This window comes from Sphingomonas sp. CCH9-F2 (genome assembly GCF_001556735.1).
Classification (GTDB): domain Bacteria; phylum Pseudomonadota; class Alphaproteobacteria; order Sphingomonadales; family Sphingomonadaceae; genus Sphingomonas; species Sphingomonas ginsenosidimutans.
Window position 1 is genome coordinate 1 of record NZ_LSJO01000024.1, and the last position, 14,333, is coordinate 14,333.

The 14,333-nt window shown below is 70.0% G+C and carries 15 protein-coding genes and 1 pseudogene; 7 read left to right on the forward strand and 9 right to left on the reverse strand.

Annotation, left to right across the window (positions count from 1 at the left end):
• A partial coding sequence (locus tag AX685_RS00840; RefSeq protein WP_156445579.1) for a tetratricopeptide repeat protein occupies positions 1-1,129 on the reverse strand: 1,129 nt, incomplete at its 3' end.
• 62 nt (positions 1,130-1,191) lie between these two features.
• On the opposite strand from AX685_RS00840, the gene AX685_RS00845 reads away from it, so the two are divergent.
• The gene (locus AX685_RS00845) at positions 1,192-1,458 is read left to right on the forward strand and encodes a hypothetical protein (protein ID WP_070321888.1); all 267 of its coding nucleotides are present in this window, start codon (positions 1,192-1,194) and stop codon (positions 1,456-1,458) included.
• 7 nt (positions 1,459-1,465) lie between these two features.
• Here the strand turns inward: AX685_RS00845 and AX685_RS00850 are convergent, their stop codons facing one another.
• Entirely contained in the window at positions 1,466-2,497 is a 1,032-nt protein-coding gene (locus AX685_RS00850) for a hypothetical protein (RefSeq protein WP_066484417.1), read from the reverse strand.
• 64 nt (positions 2,498-2,561) lie between these two features.
• Here AX685_RS00850 and AX685_RS00855 point away from each other — a divergent pair, with 64 nt between their 5' ends.
• Positions 2,562-3,851 (forward strand): aspartyl/asparaginyl beta-hydroxylase domain-containing protein, encoded by a 1,290-nt coding sequence (locus AX685_RS00855; protein ID WP_066484376.1) that lies wholly within the window; start codon positions 2,562-2,564, stop codon positions 3,849-3,851.
• On the opposite strand, the gene AX685_RS00860 is transcribed toward AX685_RS00855, so the two are convergent.
• Positions 3,848-4,807 (reverse strand): hypothetical protein, encoded by a 960-nt coding sequence (locus AX685_RS00860; protein ID WP_066484378.1) that lies wholly within the window; start codon positions 4,805-4,807, stop codon positions 3,848-3,850. The genes AX685_RS00855 and AX685_RS00860 overlap by 4 nt on opposite strands.
• A gap of 45 nt (positions 4,808-4,852) precedes the next feature.
• On the opposite strand from AX685_RS00860, the gene AX685_RS00865 reads away from it, so the two are divergent.
• Entirely contained in the window at positions 4,853-5,848 is a 996-nt protein-coding gene (locus AX685_RS00865; protein ID WP_066484380.1) for a TauD/TfdA family dioxygenase, read from the forward strand.
• Here the strand turns inward: AX685_RS00865 and AX685_RS00870 are convergent.
• A complete protein-coding gene (locus tag AX685_RS00870) occupies positions 5,845-6,669 on the reverse strand; it encodes an arylamine N-acetyltransferase family protein (protein ID WP_066484382.1) in 825 nt (274 codons plus the stop codon). The genes AX685_RS00865 and AX685_RS00870 overlap by 4 nt on opposite strands.
• A 100-nt stretch (positions 6,670-6,769) precedes the next feature.
• On the opposite strand from AX685_RS00870, the gene AX685_RS00875 reads away from it, so the two are divergent.
• Positions 6,770-7,897, forward strand: coding sequence for a zinc-binding dehydrogenase (locus AX685_RS00875; protein WP_066484384.1), 1,128 nt, complete (start codon positions 6,770-6,772; stop codon positions 7,895-7,897).
• A 17-nt stretch (positions 7,898-7,914) separates the two neighbouring features.
• Here the strand turns inward: AX685_RS00875 and AX685_RS00880 are convergent, their stop codons facing one another.
• A complete protein-coding gene (locus AX685_RS00880; RefSeq protein WP_066484389.1) occupies positions 7,915-9,087 on the reverse strand; it encodes an MBL fold metallo-hydrolase in 1,173 nt (390 codons plus the stop codon).
• Positions 9,088-9,103: 16 nt separating this feature from the next.
• Positions 9,104-9,553, reverse strand: coding sequence for a DUF2721 domain-containing protein (locus AX685_RS00885; protein ID WP_066484420.1), 450 nt, complete (start codon positions 9,551-9,553; stop codon positions 9,104-9,106).
• 73 nt (positions 9,554-9,626) lie between these two features.
• Here AX685_RS00885 and AX685_RS00890 point away from each other — a divergent pair, with 73 nt between their 5' ends.
• Positions 9,627-10,706 (forward strand): GNAT family N-acetyltransferase, encoded by a 1,080-nt coding sequence (locus tag AX685_RS00890; protein WP_066484394.1) that lies wholly within the window; start codon positions 9,627-9,629, stop codon positions 10,704-10,706.
• Between the two features lie 2 nt (positions 10,707-10,708).
• Here AX685_RS00890 and AX685_RS00895 read toward each other — a convergent pair whose 3' ends face one another.
• The 3 genes from AX685_RS00895 to AX685_RS00905 are packed head-to-tail and all read right to left on the reverse strand — an operon-like array spanning position 10,709 to position 13,399.
• Positions 10,709-11,371, reverse strand: a complete 663-nt coding sequence (locus AX685_RS00895; RefSeq protein ID WP_066484396.1) for a TetR/AcrR family transcriptional regulator — start codon at positions 11,369-11,371, stop codon at positions 10,709-10,711.
• Positions 11,372-11,418: 47 nt separating this feature from the next.
• Positions 11,419-12,033: a flavodoxin family protein gene (locus AX685_RS00900; protein ID WP_066484404.1), complete on the reverse strand. Its 615-nt coding sequence runs from the start codon at positions 12,031-12,033 to the stop codon at positions 11,419-11,421.
• 58 nt (positions 12,034-12,091) lie between these two features.
• The gene (locus AX685_RS00905) at positions 12,092-13,399 is read right to left on the reverse strand and encodes a M20/M25/M40 family metallo-hydrolase (RefSeq protein ID WP_066484412.1); all 1,308 of its coding nucleotides are present in this window, start codon (positions 13,397-13,399) and stop codon (positions 12,092-12,094) included.
• Positions 13,400-13,546: 147 nt separating this feature from the next.
• Here AX685_RS00905 and AX685_RS00910 point away from each other — a divergent pair, with 147 nt between their 5' ends.
• Together AX685_RS00910 and AX685_RS00915 are read left to right on the forward strand one after the other, a co-directional pair.
• A complete protein-coding gene (locus tag AX685_RS00910; RefSeq protein WP_066484415.1) occupies positions 13,547-13,981 on the forward strand; it encodes a hypothetical protein in 435 nt (144 codons plus the stop codon).
• Positions 13,982-13,995: 14 nt separating this feature from the next.
• Positions 13,996-14,333 (forward strand): annotated as a pseudogene (locus AX685_RS00915) (TorF family putative porin); the annotation flags it as partial.

Genomic DNA, 14,333 nt, shown 5'->3' on the forward strand with positions numbered 1-14,333 from the left:
CGCCATAGCCGCGGACGCGCTGCCAATAGGCGGTGCGCAGCGCCTCGCATTGCTCCTCGCCGATCGCGTCGAGGTCCGCCAGCGTCCCGTCGTCGTGCAGCAGGACGCCGTCGGTGGCGGCGAGCGTGTCGCGTTCCTCCAGCGCCGAAACCCCCGCGGCGCTGGCCAGGATGTTCTCGACCAATGTCGTGCCGGACCGCGGATAGCCCAGCAGAAACACATGGCGCTTCGCTGCCTCCACGGCCGTGCGCGCGGCCGGGGCGGGGGCGACGTCGCCGCGTGCTGCGACCTGATCCGCGATCCGTTCGATGAACGCGCGATGCGACGGGCGGTCTGTGCCGGGCGCCAGCACGCGGCGATAGACGTCGCGAAAATTGGCCTGCGCCGCATCATAGGCCGCGAACGCCTCCGCAGTGCGGCCTTGCCGGTCCAGCGCATCGCCCAGCAGCGTCAGCGTGCGCGTCCGGTCGTCGCCGCGCACGACCGGCAGCAGCGGCCGCAGCCGTGCCTCCGCGCCCGGTCCGTCGCGCGCCTCGATCGCGATCGTCGCCAGGGCCGCGGCCGCACTGGGGTCGAGCGGCGCCAGCGCCAGCGCCCGTTCGGCCAATTGGCGCGCTTCGTCCGTCTCCCCACGTCGCGCCGCGGCGTCCGCCAGCCGCCCCCATGCGGGCGAAAGGGTCGCGTCGACCGCTACCGCACGCCGGTAACTGTCACCCGCGGCCGCTTCCAGCCGCATCGCTTCCAACGTATAACCCCGCTCCAGCCATGCCGCACCGTGACGCGGCTCGGCTGCGACAACGCGGTCAAGTGTCGCCAATGCCTCGCTCAGGCGACCGTCTTTCCGCAGCACCGCCCCGATCGCACCGGCGATCAGGACGTCGCCCGGTGCGATCGCCAAAGCGCGGTGGAGGAGGTCGAGCGCCGCGGAATAATCGCCCGCCTCCTCCCGCTGCCACGCGGCAAGGTTGAGATACATGGGGTCTGCATCGCCCGCCGCGATCGCGCGTTCCGCGATCCGCGCGGCCGCGGCGATGTCGTTCGCCGCCAGCGCCCGTTCGGCCTGCGCCCGCAGGCGTGCGCGCTCACCGGCGGTAGCGGGGCGGGGGCGGCGTGGAAGCTTGTTTGACATAGGCCAGCCGAGGCTTTTAGCCTGACGGCGACTTCCTGCCACCTTTTACGATGGGATCGCGCATGTTCGACCTGTTTTCCGCCGCGCTGACGCTCGCAGCCTTTGCGGCGGCGGCTCCCGCGGCCCCCGCCGCCCCGGCCACGCCGACCGCCTCGCCCGATGCGCGCGAGCGGATGGTATGCAAGCGTTTCGTCGAAACCGGCTCGCTCGTAAAATCCTACAAGACCTGCAAGACGAATGCCGAATGGGAGCGGGAGCGGGCCAATATCCGCCAGAACAACGACCGCTCGAACAGCTGTCGCATCGCCGGCGAAGGCGGCGCCTGCTGATCCGCGCTCAGGGCAGCAGGGGCGCCGGGGGTGTCATCGACAACCCCAGCGCCTCTGCCGTGCGTTCGGCCCATGTCATGACGATGTCGATCTCACGCGCGTGATGATCGGCGGCGGTGCGGTGTTCGCTGGCACGGCTGCCCGCGTCGAATCGGTTGCCGAACTTGGAATGGCGGGTGAAGGCCGGACCGGCGACGATCGCGTCGAGTGCCGCGTCGTCCAGCGTTACCCCGAATAAAGCAGCGATCGCCGCGATCGCCGCGCGCGGCTGCTCCATCAGCGTTGCACTGTCGAACGTGCGGACCCGCTGTGGTCCGAATCGCGCCACCAGATCGCCGAACAGCGCATGCTGCCCCAGCCAGCCGACCGCCGCGACTTGCAGATCGGTGAAACCCAGCAATTCGCGGGTAGAGAATCCGAACCGCGCCATGCCGTCGTCGAGCATCCCGGTCAGCAACGTGCGCACCCACAACCGCCCTTCGATCTCCTTCTTGGCGACCGAGGTCAGGAAGGTGCGCAGCGGCGCGTGCAGCAACAGCGCGTTCGATGACGGCCGCAGCGTGAGAATCGCCGGGGCCAGCGCGTTGGCGATCGTCGAGGGCTTCACCACCACGGCCTCGCCGGGGGCGAAGGGTCGCGCCACCAGACGCAGCATATCGTCCAGGACGCTCGCCATGTCCGGACCTTGATCGCCGCGGCGGCGCCATCCGATCAGATCGTTGAAGATCACCGGCTCCTTCAGCCCCATCGCCGCGCCGGGCACGTCGAACGCACGTGCCAGCAGCGTCGAGCAGCAGAAGGCCGAGTGGAAGATGAAATGCAGCGGTGCCGGGGCGATGGCCGAGGCGATCGCGTCGCCGCGGCGCAGGACCAGCGGTGCCAGCCCGGCGGGAAGATATTCGTCGGTCAGGAACGTCGCCTGCCGATGGGTCTCGCGCGGCACGGGTAGGAAATGGACCGCATCGCCCGTCGGATCGTAGCGATGGGCGAGCCATCCGGCGTCGAGAACGGTGGGCAAACCAGACAGCGGCGTCGTCATCGTCACGATGTGCGCAGCGCCTTCGCCATTGTCCACCCGTGGCGTTACAATATAGGCTGTCAATATGGATCAGGGGGAAGTTCACCGCTTGCTGGGCGCGGCCATGGAGGCGCGGGCCGCGGGACGGCGCGATGATGCGCTGCGGCTTTTCGAGCGGCTGGTGGCGGGCGGCGTCGAACACCCGCTGGCGCTCAACGCACTCGGCATGGGGTGCCTGGCGCGCAACGATCCGGCGGCAGCGGCGGCGCTGTTCCGCCGCGCGATCGCGGCGGATGGCCATGCACCGGACCTGTGGATGAACCTAGCCCGCGCGCATCGCGACCAGCGCGACGACGCCGGCGAACGCGATGCGCTGGAGGGCGCGCTGGCGATCGACCAGCGCCACTTCATGGCGCTGGTACGGCTCGCCGAATGGCATGAGCGGCGCGGCGAGGCGGCGGCGGCGGCCGAGCGATGGGGCCATGTGCTGGCGATGGCGCCGCTGCTGGAGGATCGAACGCCCGCGACCGATGCGTTGCTGAACCACGCGCGCGATGTCGTGGCGGACCATTCCGCGGCCTTCGCACGCCGGGTTGAGGCGGCGCTGGCACCCGCGCGGTCCGATCTGTCCGCGCTGCAGCGGCGGCGACTGGATGCCTGCGTCGACCACGCGCTGGGGCGCCGCGCGATCTACGCCAACCATTGCGCGGGCATGCATTTCCCGTTCCTGCCCGCCGACGAATTCTTCGACCGTGAGCATTTCCCGTGGCTGGCAACGCTGGAGGCGCAGACGGAGGTTATCCGTGAGGAGTTCCTCGCGGTGTGGCGCGATGCCGGCGACGCGATCCGCCCCTATGTCGCGATGAAGCCGGGGACGCCGGAAAACAAATGGTCGCCGCTCGACGGATCGCTCGCGTGGGGCGCGATGCATCTGTGGAAGGACGGGCAGCGCGACGATGCCGTTTGCGCGCGGGTGCCGCGCACCGCCGCGGCGGTGGAGGCGCTGCCGCTGTCAGACCTGCCGGGGCGCACGCCGACGGTGTTCTTCTCGATCCTGAGACCGGGGACGCATCTGCCCGCGCATACCGGGGTCAGCAATGTGCGGGCGATCGTCCACCTACCGCTGGTCGTTCCGCCCGATTGTAGTTTCCGCGTGGGCGGCGAAACGCGCGCGTGGGAGGAAGGGCGCGCCTGGGTATTCGACGACACGATCGAGCATGAGGCGTGGAACCGCTCGGACCAGCCGCGCGCGATCCTGATCTTTGACGTGTGGAATCCGCATATCATGCCGGAAGAACGCGACTATCTGCGCCGCTTCTTCGCCGCGACTGGCGTGGAGGCTCAGCCGGGACTGCGGCTGGGGGTGGGCGACTAAAGCGCGGCGCCGGCCACCGCGCGAACGGCATCGTCGCCGTGGCCGGCGGCCACCTCCTGTGCCTCCGCCAGTTCGGTGGCGAGGGCATGTTCCAGCTCGGCCCGGCGCGCCAGCCGTGCGGCATTGTCGAACGCGACCGTCGGATCCTTCGAATAGGTGGCGAACAGCGGCCCCGCGACGATGCCCGCGATCGCCGCCGGATCCAGCGGCAGCCGCAGGTGCGCCGCTGCGGCGGTCAGCACCCGTGCCGGATCGGCGAAGAACGTCTCCGCATTCAGCGAGCGCAGATCGTCGGGGCGCGCCGCGATCGCGTCGGCGAAGGCGCGCATCTGCGCCGTCCACAGGATCGCGGCGCGATGCGCGTCGGATCGGCCGTCCAGCATGCCCAAATGCGGCGTCAGCTGGGTAGTGACGCGGCGCAGCCACTCGCGATGCTGGTCGCTGCGCAGGATCGCGAGCAGATAGTCGCGTAGCGGCAGGTGCAGCAGGATCGCACGCGCCTCGCCCAGCACCGGCCACATCCGCGGCAACAGGAAATTGACCGGCACGTTCGCCTTCACCAGCGTCGGCGCATCGGTGCGATAGCGGCGCGTCGCCATTCCCAGCACCAGTCGCAATCCGGCGTCGTCCGGGTCGATCGCCATCTGGCGAAGCGCCTGCGGTTCGCGCAGCACCAGTGCGCCGTCGAGCGCATCCAGCGCGCGTGCCAGCAACGTCGATCCACAGTGCGCGACGTGGAAGATCCAGGCACTGGGCAGCGCGCGTGGGGCCGCCGGCAGCAGCATCGCGGCGGGCACCCGCATCTCGCGCGGGGTGGCCGGGTCGATCCGCGCGTCGAGGAAGATCGAGCGGTGATAGGCGGCGCGATCCATCGGCACGAACACCGCATCCTGCCCCTCGAACCGCTGAAGATAATGGTCGGGCGAGGCGATCAGATCGGCGAGGGTCATCGACATGGCCGGGGTATAGCCTGACCGTGGCGGTGCGGCTATGCCGGGGGCATGGCGCATGTGTCCCTTCCCGTTGCCGGCCGCCCGCAGGTGCTGATCGAAGCCGAAGCGGGGGAGACGCTCGACCGGCTCGATCGCGAGACGATCGTCGATCTGTACCGCACGCATGGCGCGCTGCTGCTGCGCGGGTTCGGCGCCGATGTCGCGGCGTTCCGCAGCTTCGCGAAGCGTTTCTGCCGGACCGCGGTAGTCAACGAAAGCCCCGGGCGCCGCCCGATCGACGAGGCGGCGAACATCCACACCGTCGACGGTGGAACGGGCGCGTTCGCGCTCCACCCCGAACTGTCGCGTGAGCCGTGGAAGCCGGACGCGGCGTTCTTCTGCTGCCTGTCGGCGCCCAGCCGCGGCGGGCAGACGACGATCTGTGACGGCGTTGCGCTGGTGCGCGAAATGCCGGCCGCAGTGCGCGAGGCGCTGGCCCCGCGACGGCTGTTGTACATCAAGCCGACGTGGCCGACGCTGCTGGACTATTGGCTGGGCACCCCGACGCCGGACGACGCGCGGCTGGCCGCACCGCCGCCCGAATGCCCGTATTTCTTCCGCCGGCTGCCCAACGGAATGATCGTGCGCGCGTTCACGCGCCCGGCGCTGCACCGGCCGATGTTCACCGATGCGCCGGCATTCGGCAATTTCCTTCTGTTCGCGCGGTTCAACAACGGGCGCCCCGATCACCCCGTGCTGGACGACGGCCATCCGGTGCCCGAGGCCTGGCTGCAGGCGATCAAGGCTGCAGGCGATCGCCTGGCGGTGCCGGTGGAGTGGCGCAATGGCGACGTGGTGATGCTCGACAACACCCGCTTCCTCCACGGGCGCACCGCGATCGTCGATCCGGGCGAGCGGCTGATCGCGACCTATTTCGGCTATGTCGAATTCGCGATCCCCGACCCCGAGGAGCCGCGCGACGCGATCTGGCGGCGCGAGGACTTTGCCCCGCCGCTGCCGCCCGATCACCCCCGCCTGCGCGAACAGGCCGGCAGCGTCGCCTAGAACAGCCCCGCCACTTCGTCCTTCGTCAGCTCGATCCCGAACATCAGCCCCAGCCGCATCCGGTAGACGCGCGGGTCGGCGATGTCGCCCTCTGCGGTCGTATCGGCCGCACGGCGGCGATAGGTGCGGTTGGTCAGGCTGGCGAAGCCGTGGGGCAGGACGATGCTGACCACATTGTGGTTCACGAACCGGCTGGCGGGGGCGGTGGCTGACCAGTGGTTGCCCATCGCCAGATCGCTGTCATGCACCATGTCGAGCGTGAAACTGTATTGCGGCCGCCAGCCGTCGCCGGTGCCGCGCCCGTCGGTGGTGGCGGAGTCGCCGTCGCGCAGCAGCATCCAGCCGCCGTCGCGCGCGCGCGGATCGTCACGCACCAGCCGGAAACGCGCGCCATCGGGCGCGGTCGCCTCCGCCCCGTCCGCCAGCGGCAAAACGGGGGTGTAGCTGCCCCCGAAGCCGGCGTCGGCGATCCACCGCCCGCCGTCGATCGTCACCAGCGCGAGCGTGTGCGTCAGCGGCGGCACCGCCGTCGCGCCCAGCCACACGCGCGCCAGCAGCGGGCGCGCCTCGAACCCCAGCGCCGCCAGCGCATCGAGGAACAGGCGATTGTGTTCGAAGCAATAGCCGCCGCGCCGCGCATCGACGAGTTTCGCCGCGACCGCAGCGCTGTCGATCGCGATGCCGCGGCCCAGCCGCACGTCGAGATTCTCGAACGGGATGCGCAGCCGGTGCTGCCATTGCAGGCGCGACAGGCCGGCGGCGTCGCGGGTCGGCAGCGCGGGCAATTCGATACGGGCGATATAGGCGTCAAGGTCGAACATGCCGCTCGCGGTAGCCTGTTCGCCGGCCGATGAGAACCATCGTGGTTGACCGTGCCGCGGCGCATCGCCATCCCGGCGTAAACCATTGATGGAGGCGAGGATGAGCGACGTGACGGGTTTGGAACTGCGGTCGGCGGTGGATGCCGAAGGTCAGCTGACGCTCAGCCTGGAGGAGGTGACGCACGGTGCGCCCGCGGCGGACGAGGTGGTGGTGCGCATCGAGGCGGCGCCGATCAATCCGTCGGACCTGGGGCTGCTGCTCGGCCCGGCGGACGTCGCCTCGCTGAGCGCGTCGGGGACGGCGGAGCGCCCGGTGCTGACGTTCCAGGTCCCGCGCGAGCGGATGGGCGGGGTGCGCGCGCGCATCGGCCAGTCGCTGCCGGTCGGTAACGAGGGCGCGGGGACGGTGATCGCCGCGGGTGACGAGGCGCAGGCGCTGGTCGGGCGCAAGGTGGGGATGATGGGCGGCGCGATGTACGCGCAGTATCGCACGCTCAAGGCGCGTGACGTCGTGCCGCTGCCCGACGGTGCCAGTGCCGCGGACGGCGCGGCGATGTTCGTCAACCCGTTGACCGCGCTCGCTTTCGTCGAGACGATGCGGATGGAGGGGCACAAGGCGATCGTCCACACCGCCGCGGCATCGAACCTGGGGCAGATGGTGCAGAAGATTTGCCTGAAGGACGGCGTGCCGCTGGTGAACATCGTGCGCAGCGATGCGCAGAAGAAGATCCTGCGCGATATCGGCGCCACCCATGTCCTCAACAGCAAGGCGGAGGATTTCCGCGCGCGGCTGGTCGATGCGATCGTGGAGACCGGCGCTACCATCGCGTTCGATGCGATCGGCGGCGGATCGCTGGGCAGCGACATCATGCAGGCGATGGAGCAGGCCGCGAACCGCACGATGACCGAATACAGCCGCTACGGATCGAACACGTTCAAGCAGCTGTACATCTATGGCGCGCTCGATCTGGCGCCGACCACGCTCAACCGGCTGGCGTTCGGGTTCCAGTGGAGCGTGTCCGGCTTCCTGCTGACGCCGTTCATGCAGAAGGCGGGACGCGAGGTGGTGGGGCGGATGCGCCAGCGCGTCATCGATGAACTGACCACGACGTTCGCCAGCGGCTATACCGCGACGATCGGTCTGGCCGAGGCGCTGAACCCCGACGTGCTGCGCGCCTATGAGAAGAAGGCGACCGGCGAGAAGTATCTGATCGACCCGACGCGCTGATGCCCACGCTCCGGCGGTCAGCGCAGCGCGCGGGCCGCCGGGGTATCGAGGCAGCGCAGCATCGCCGCGCGAGTCATCATCGGCCGCGCGGCGGGGGCGCGATAGGCGGGAATGTCCTGCGCCACGCCGATCGCGGCGGGAGCGAAGCCGGTGTTGCCGGCGCAGGCATTGGCGAGGGCCAGCAGCCTCGACGGCGTTCGATATGCCTCGTAGCTCAGCCGGAACGTACCCCAGTGGATCGGCAGGGCGTGAGCCGCGCCCAGCCGCTGGTCGACCAGCGCGGCATCCGCGGGGCCGATATGCGCGCCCGACGCCATCTGCCCGGGCGCGAAGCGGAACGCGCCGATCGGGATCATCGCGAAGCGGATCGGGCCGAGAGCGGCGGCCTCGCGCGGCCAGTTGCCGTCGCCGAAGCCGGTGTCGCCGGCGAAGAAGATATTGCCCCCCGACGGCAGCGTCACGACGAAGCTGGACCACAGCGCCCGGTTGCGGTCCGCAAACCAGCGGCTGCCCCAGTGGTGATTGCGCGTCACCGCCACGGATATTCCCTGCCGGAGCGCGAGGCGCCGGCCCCAGTCGAGCGCGACCGCGCGCGCACCGCTCCGCGCGATCACGCCGTCGTTGCCCAAGCTGGTCACGATCGTCGGGCGATCACGTTCCCACAGCCGGCGCAGCGTTGCCAGCTCCATGTGGTCGTAATGGTTGTGACTGACCAGAACGAGGTCGATGCGCGGCAGATCGTCGAAGGCGATGCCGGGCGCGGCCACCCGGCGCGGCCCCAGCCCGAACGGGCCGGCGCGGTCGCCGAACACGGGATCGGTCAGGATATTGAGCCCCTGCGTCTGGATCAGCACGGTGGCATGCCCGATCCAGGTGACGTGCATCCGCTCGCCGATCACGCGGGCGCGCGGTCGGCTGGCGCGGACCGGAACGCGGTCGGGCCATGCCGGCCTGCCATCGTTTCCGGTCAGGTAGCTCCACACGAACCCGCGGCGGCCCGTCCGACCCGGGGGGCGCAACGTGTCGTCGTCACCATCGGGGTTGAAGAAGCGCGCGCCGTCGAAATGGTCGCTCGCCGGCCCTTCGTAATAGATGCGGTCCAGGAAGCGCGGCACGATCGTGATCGCCATTCCGCCCGCGACGACCAGCGCCAGCACCGTCGTGCCGATGACGCGCAGCGCCCGCATCATGGGCGTTCCATGACGGTCATTGCAGCAGTTCGTCGCGGACGCGAATCGCGTGGATCGACAGCTGCACTTCCACCAGGAAGGCGACAAAGGCGGCGATCAGCAGCGACATCGCGGCGATGAAGCTGAATGCCACGATTTCCGCCAGCCGGTATCGCGTCAGCGCGCCCACGAAGAGCATCGCGACCACCGCGCAGGTCGCGACCGCGCTGCCCACCGCCAGCGCCAGCGCGCGGTTGATGACCGTCATGCGCCGTGCCAGCAGCCGCAGTTCCTGAACCACGGCGGTGCGGGCGTCCGCCGCCAGCCGGCCGTGGCGCTCCTCCAGCTGGCGCGCGCGATCGACGACCCGCGCCAGCCGCCCGGCCAGGACGTTGAGCAGGGCGCCGATGCCGGTCAGCATGAACACCGGACTTACCGAAGCGTGGATCGCCTCGACGATCGTGGGGAGGGCGGGGCTGTAGTCCATGGCGCCCCCTTCCTGCCGCGCGGCGCGGCCGGGCACAACCGGTTGGTAACGGCCTGTCGCTAGGTGCCGAAACATGACCGATGCCACATGGCCGCCCCCTGACCTGAACGCCGCACCCGGTCGCGCGGTCGCAACGTGCGTCGCGGGCTTGCCCGACACGATCGACGCAATTGCCGCCACCGCGCCCGACACGCACCGCTTCCTGCGTCGTCAATGGTTTGCCGCCGCGGTGGATACTTATGGCGGGCCGGCGCGCACGATCGTGGCCGCGCAGGACGGCGTCGTGATGATGGCGATCCCGATCGTTGCTGCCGGGCCGCACTGGGCAGGTATCGGCGCGGTGCCGGGGTGCTACTGGCCGTTCCGCAGCGTCCCGGTGGCCGCGGCGGCCAGTGTGGAGGCGGCGGATGCGGCGCTGGTCGTGCTGGCGCGCGCGGTGCGGGCGCTGCGAATCGGGCCGGTCTATGACGACGATCCCGCATTGGCGTTGTTGCTGGCGCGGGCGCGCGCCGCCGGCTGGGGCGCCGTGGCGCGGCCGGTGGCGGACAGTTATCTCCTGGACATGGTCGCGGCGCGGGCAGAGGGGCAGTGGCCGCGCGGCTCGACGCTGCGCAAGAACCGCTTCCACGAAAAGCACCTGGCCGGGCATGGCGCGCTCGACTGGCGGTTCGCCCGAAAGGACGACTGGCCGGCGGTGTTCGACGCCATGGCATCGGTGGAGGAGCGCAGCTGGATCGCAGACCGTACCGATGGTCGCGACGCCAAATTCACCGGCGCCGGCCATGGCGCGTTCTTCCGCGCGGCGGCGCGTGATCCGGTCATCGCCGGGATGTTCCACGCCGCATTGCTGTACATCGATGACGTGCCGGCGGCCTTTTCCTTCGACCTGGACGCCGGCGCGACCAAATATGCGATCGCCAACAGCTATGATCCGGCCTTCGCGAAACATTCGCCGGGCAAGCTGCTGTACTACCGCAACCTGGTCGAGGCGATGGAGCGGGGGATCGAGCGGGTCGACTGGGGCGCGGGCGACAGCGGCTACAAGCGGGTGATCGGCGCAAGTGAGGGGCCGGCGATCCGCGACTGGTTGCTGCTGCGCCCTGGCCTCGTCGCGTGCTGTGCGCCGCTGGTGCAACGCGCGCTGCGCGGGTAACTTCAGCTCGCCGCGGGGTTGCGCAGGATCGCCTCCATCGCGTCGATGATCCCGGTGAGCGCGTCGGGCCGGCTCCAGAAATGATGATCGCGATTGTCGGAGCGATCGAGTGCGGCTTCGCGCGCGGCTACCAGTGTCTGCATCGCCAGCCCCGCGAACAGCACGCGCTGGTTGGCGAGCACGACCGGCAAGGGTGCCAGCAGCCGGCGGACGTGATCGACATACCTGCGGTAGCTGTCGGAATGTTCGGGCACGGTGTCGCGGAACAGTTCGCGCCGTTCGTTCTGGACGTTCACGATGAAGCGGAAATAGGTTTCCTCCTCCCCGGTGTCGCCGCGCAGCTCGACATTGGGCAGGACGATCGCCTCGACCAGATCGCGCAGCGTCATCCCCGCGCCTTTGCGTTCGGCATCGTCGATCAGCGCCTTTCGCCGTGCCTCGATAAGGTCCGCGCCGTCGATCAGCAGTTCGCGCAGCAGATCGTCCTTGCTGCCGAAATAATAATGGACGGCGGCGGCATTGCGCTGCCCCGCCGCCTCGACCACCTCGCGCATCCCCACCGCGGCGATGCCGCGTTCGGCGAACAACCGCCGCGCGGCGCGCTTCAGCTCGTTGCGGGTCGCACCGCCGCGCGTGGCGGGGGAGGAAGGGCGGGGCACGGTCATAGCCGTTCAACATCGGCGAAATCCCGCGCCCCGGCAAGCATCCGCGATCAGGGTGCGGCCGGATAGCCGTCCTTCTTCAGCAAGCGGGCGAGATGCGCGGCGTTGGTGGCCAGCATCGCCGCGGTTTGCGACACCTTCTCGGGAGTTTCGGGAAAATCCTTGAAATCGGTCGAACCATAGGCCTCGCCGACCCAATAGACCGCGCCGATCGCGGGAATGGTGAAGCCGACGTCGTTGAGCGCCTGGAACATCTGCGCGCTGGAGATATGCGCGCCGTCCTCGTTCCCGACGATCGCGCAGACCGCGACCTTGCCATAGCTGGGCAGGCGTCCGTCATCGTCGGTTTCGCTCAGGAAGGCGTCCATCCGCTCCATCACGCGCTTGGCGACGCTGCCCAACTGCCCCATCCAGATCGGCCCGCCCAGGATCAGGATGTCGGCGTCCATGATGCGGCGGCGCACCTCGGGCCATTCGTCGCCATCGCCTTCGTCGCTGGTGACGCCCGGCTTGATGTTCATCGCCGCGATCCGCACCGGGGTGTCGGTGACGACACCGTGCTGCGCCAGCGCGTCGGTCACCACCGCCAGCATCGCATCGGTCGACGATGCGGCGTCGGGATCGGCCTTGAGCGAACAATTGAGGGCAAGGGCGCGCAATGTCATGGAAAGCTCCGGTGTGAGGAGCCGGGACAACGCACCGATCGCCGCTTCTGTCCGCGCGTCAGCGCCGCTCCGCTGCCAGCCGGCTGATGAGGATCGCGCTGCGCAGCCCCTGCCGCTGGATGCTCGGCAGGTCGACCCATTCTCCATCGGCATGCGCGCCGCCGCCGGCCGCGCCCATGCCGCCGATCGTGTCCGCATCGGCGGCGACGAAGCTGGAATCGGCCGCGCCGCGCTTCGCCGGATCATATTCGGGCATGTCGGGCAGCCCCAGATCGCGATTGACCGCATTGAGCCGTGCCAGCAGCGCACGATTGCCCGCGGTCGGCGCCATCGGCGGATAGCCTTCGTTGAAGGTCAGCGTCGCGCCGGTGCGCGGCAGATGCTGCGCAACGATCGCCTGCATCTTCGCGCGGGCGGCTGCCTCCTGCTCCGGCGTCAGCGCGCGCAGGTCGCCGCGCGCCACCGCGCGTTCGGCGACGATATTGGTCTTGCCCGATGCGGTGGCGGTGAAGCTGTCGCCGACGAAGCCGGCCGGCGTCCCGCCCGCCAGCACGCCGACATTGGCGGTCAGATTGGCTTCGGGCAATTCGCGGCGGAAACCGTCCAGGATTCGCGCCATCTCGTAATTGGCGCCATAGCCCAGCTCCGCGCCGAACACCCCGCCCGAATGGCCCGGCACCCCGGTGGTGACCAGTTCCCAGTCGGTCGCGCCGCGCCGCGCGACCGTCCCGGCATCGCCGCCGGGCGTGACCGCCAGCCCTTCATATTCCAGCGCGACATCCGCCCATCTGCCCGCCGCGATCAGATCGGCACGCGAGCGCGACAGCGGCTTGCCGCTGCGTTCCTCGTCCCCGGTCAGCACGACCATGACGTCCGCACCCTTCAGCGTGCCGGCCGCCTGCATCGCGCGCAGCGCCGCGACGATCACCACCATGCCGCCCTTGTCGTCGCCCACCCCCGGACCGATCGCGCGTGTTCCGTCGCGGCGAAAGCCGGTGAAGTGGCTGTCGGGTTCGAACACGGTGTCGAGGTGCCCGATCAGCAGCACGCGCTTGCCGCGGCCCTCGCCCTTGTGGGTGGCGATCAGATGCCCGGCACGCCCGGTGTCCTTCATGTCGACCCAGCGCACGTCGAAGCCCAGCGGCGCCAGTTCGGCGCGCATCATCTCCCCCACCCTGGCCACGCCGGGAAGGTTGAGCGTGCCCGAATTCTGCAGCACCAGCCGCTCCAGCAGCGCCTCGTTCCGCGCCGCATCGGCGGCGATCGTGGCCTTCATCCGCGCCTCGGCCGGAGAAAGGCCGGTGGCGGCGACCGGCGTGGCGAGACAGGCGGCGAAAAGTGCGGCGGGGGCGAGGAAGCGGCTCATGCGCCATGAGTAGCGCGCGGGGCCTGTGACGCCAATGTAATGATATGTTTCGGCTTGTCGCGACGCGGTTGCGGCGTGGGCGGGTCGACATATGTCGATGGGGCCACCGGGCAGGATGGCTCGGGGCACCGCAGAAGGAGAATGCTCATGAGCTTCATCGCCGCTGCCGGGCTGCTGCTCGGCTCCCCGCTCGCCACCGAAACGCATCAGGTGCAGATGGATCATCGCGGCCAGCGCGTCGACGTGACCTATCGCAGCGAGGTGGCGGTGCGGCATCGCCAGGTCGGCACCGCGGGTGCCCCGGGGCGTCCGTCGTCGCTGCGCTGTACCTGGTCCGCCTCGGTCGACGTCCACCGCGAGGCGCGCCACGCCGCCGGCCATGTCCTGACGCGCCGGATCAGCGCCGACGCGCCGATCAGCGGCACGCGCCCTGGCTGGTGCGATGCGCAGCGCGGCGCGATCGCACAGGAGATTGCGGCGAAGACCGGGGAAGTGCGCGAGCATTTGCTCGCGGTCGCCGAGCGCGACCAGGCGGCGATGCTGGCCGAACTGGATGCCGCGCACGATCGGACGCGCGGTTGAGGGTGCGGCTTCGCATGATGATGGCCGTCGCGCTGTCGGGTGTGGCGGCCTGGCCGGTGGCGGCGCAGGTGTCGCCGCACGCCGGTGTGGAGATCGCCACGGACGAACGGCGGCGCGGGATCAGTTGGAGCGACGGACAGGCCGCGCCCGCCGCCTGGGGGCGGCTGGATTTGCCTGCCGGGTTCGATGTCGGCGTTCGCGCGCTGGCAACGCGCGGCGATCCGCGACACGGCGGCGCGGACGCGGTGGTAGAGCCGACGCTGGGCTATAGCCGCGACGCGGGACCGATCCGCCTCGACCTGTTCGCGACGGGGCATCTGTTCACCGGCGGGGCAGGGGCGCTCGATTATGT

Bases quoted from the DNA above. Each gene is read 5' to 3' on its own strand.
- AX685_RS00865 (WP_066484380.1), top strand. From the start codon at position 4,853: ATGGCGCATGTGTCCCTTCCCGTTGCCGGCCGCCCGCAGGTGCTGATC.
- AX685_RS00845 (WP_070321888.1), top strand. From the start codon at position 1,192: ATGTTCGACCTGTTTTCCGCCGCGCTGACGCTCGCAGCCTTTGCGGCG.
- AX685_RS00870 (WP_066484382.1), bottom strand. From the start codon at position 6,669: ATGTTCGACCTTGACGCCTATATCGCCCGTATCGAATTGCCCGCGCTG.
- AX685_RS00875 (WP_066484384.1), top strand. From the start codon at position 6,770: ATGAGCGACGTGACGGGTTTGGAACTGCGGTCGGCGGTGGATGCCGAA.
- AX685_RS00855 (WP_066484376.1), top strand. From the start codon at position 2,562: ATGGATCAGGGGGAAGTTCACCGCTTGCTGGGCGCGGCCATGGAGGCG.
- AX685_RS00895 (WP_066484396.1), bottom strand. From the start codon at position 11,371: ATGACCGTGCCCCGCCCTTCCTCCCCCGCCACGCGCGGCGGTGCGACC.
- AX685_RS00900 (WP_066484404.1), bottom strand. From the start codon at position 12,033: ATGACATTGCGCGCCCTTGCCCTCAATTGTTCGCTCAAGGCCGATCCC.
- AX685_RS00885 (WP_066484420.1), bottom strand. From the start codon at position 9,553: ATGGACTACAGCCCCGCCCTCCCCACGATCGTCGAGGCGATCCACGCT.
- AX685_RS00905 (WP_066484412.1), bottom strand. From the start codon at position 13,399: ATGAGCCGCTTCCTCGCCCCCGCCGCACTTTTCGCCGCCTGTCTCGCC.
- AX685_RS00850 (WP_066484417.1), bottom strand. From the start codon at position 2,497: ATGACGACGCCGCTGTCTGGTTTGCCCACCGTTCTCGACGCCGGATGG.
- AX685_RS00860 (WP_066484378.1), bottom strand. From the start codon at position 4,807: ATGTCGATGACCCTCGCCGATCTGATCGCCTCGCCCGACCATTATCTT.
- AX685_RS00890 (WP_066484394.1), top strand. From the start codon at position 9,627: ATGACCGATGCCACATGGCCGCCCCCTGACCTGAACGCCGCACCCGGT.
- AX685_RS00880 (WP_066484389.1), bottom strand. From the start codon at position 9,087: ATGATGCGGGCGCTGCGCGTCATCGGCACGACGGTGCTGGCGCTGGTC.
- AX685_RS00910 (WP_066484415.1), top strand. From the start codon at position 13,547: ATGAGCTTCATCGCCGCTGCCGGGCTGCTGCTCGGCTCCCCGCTCGCC.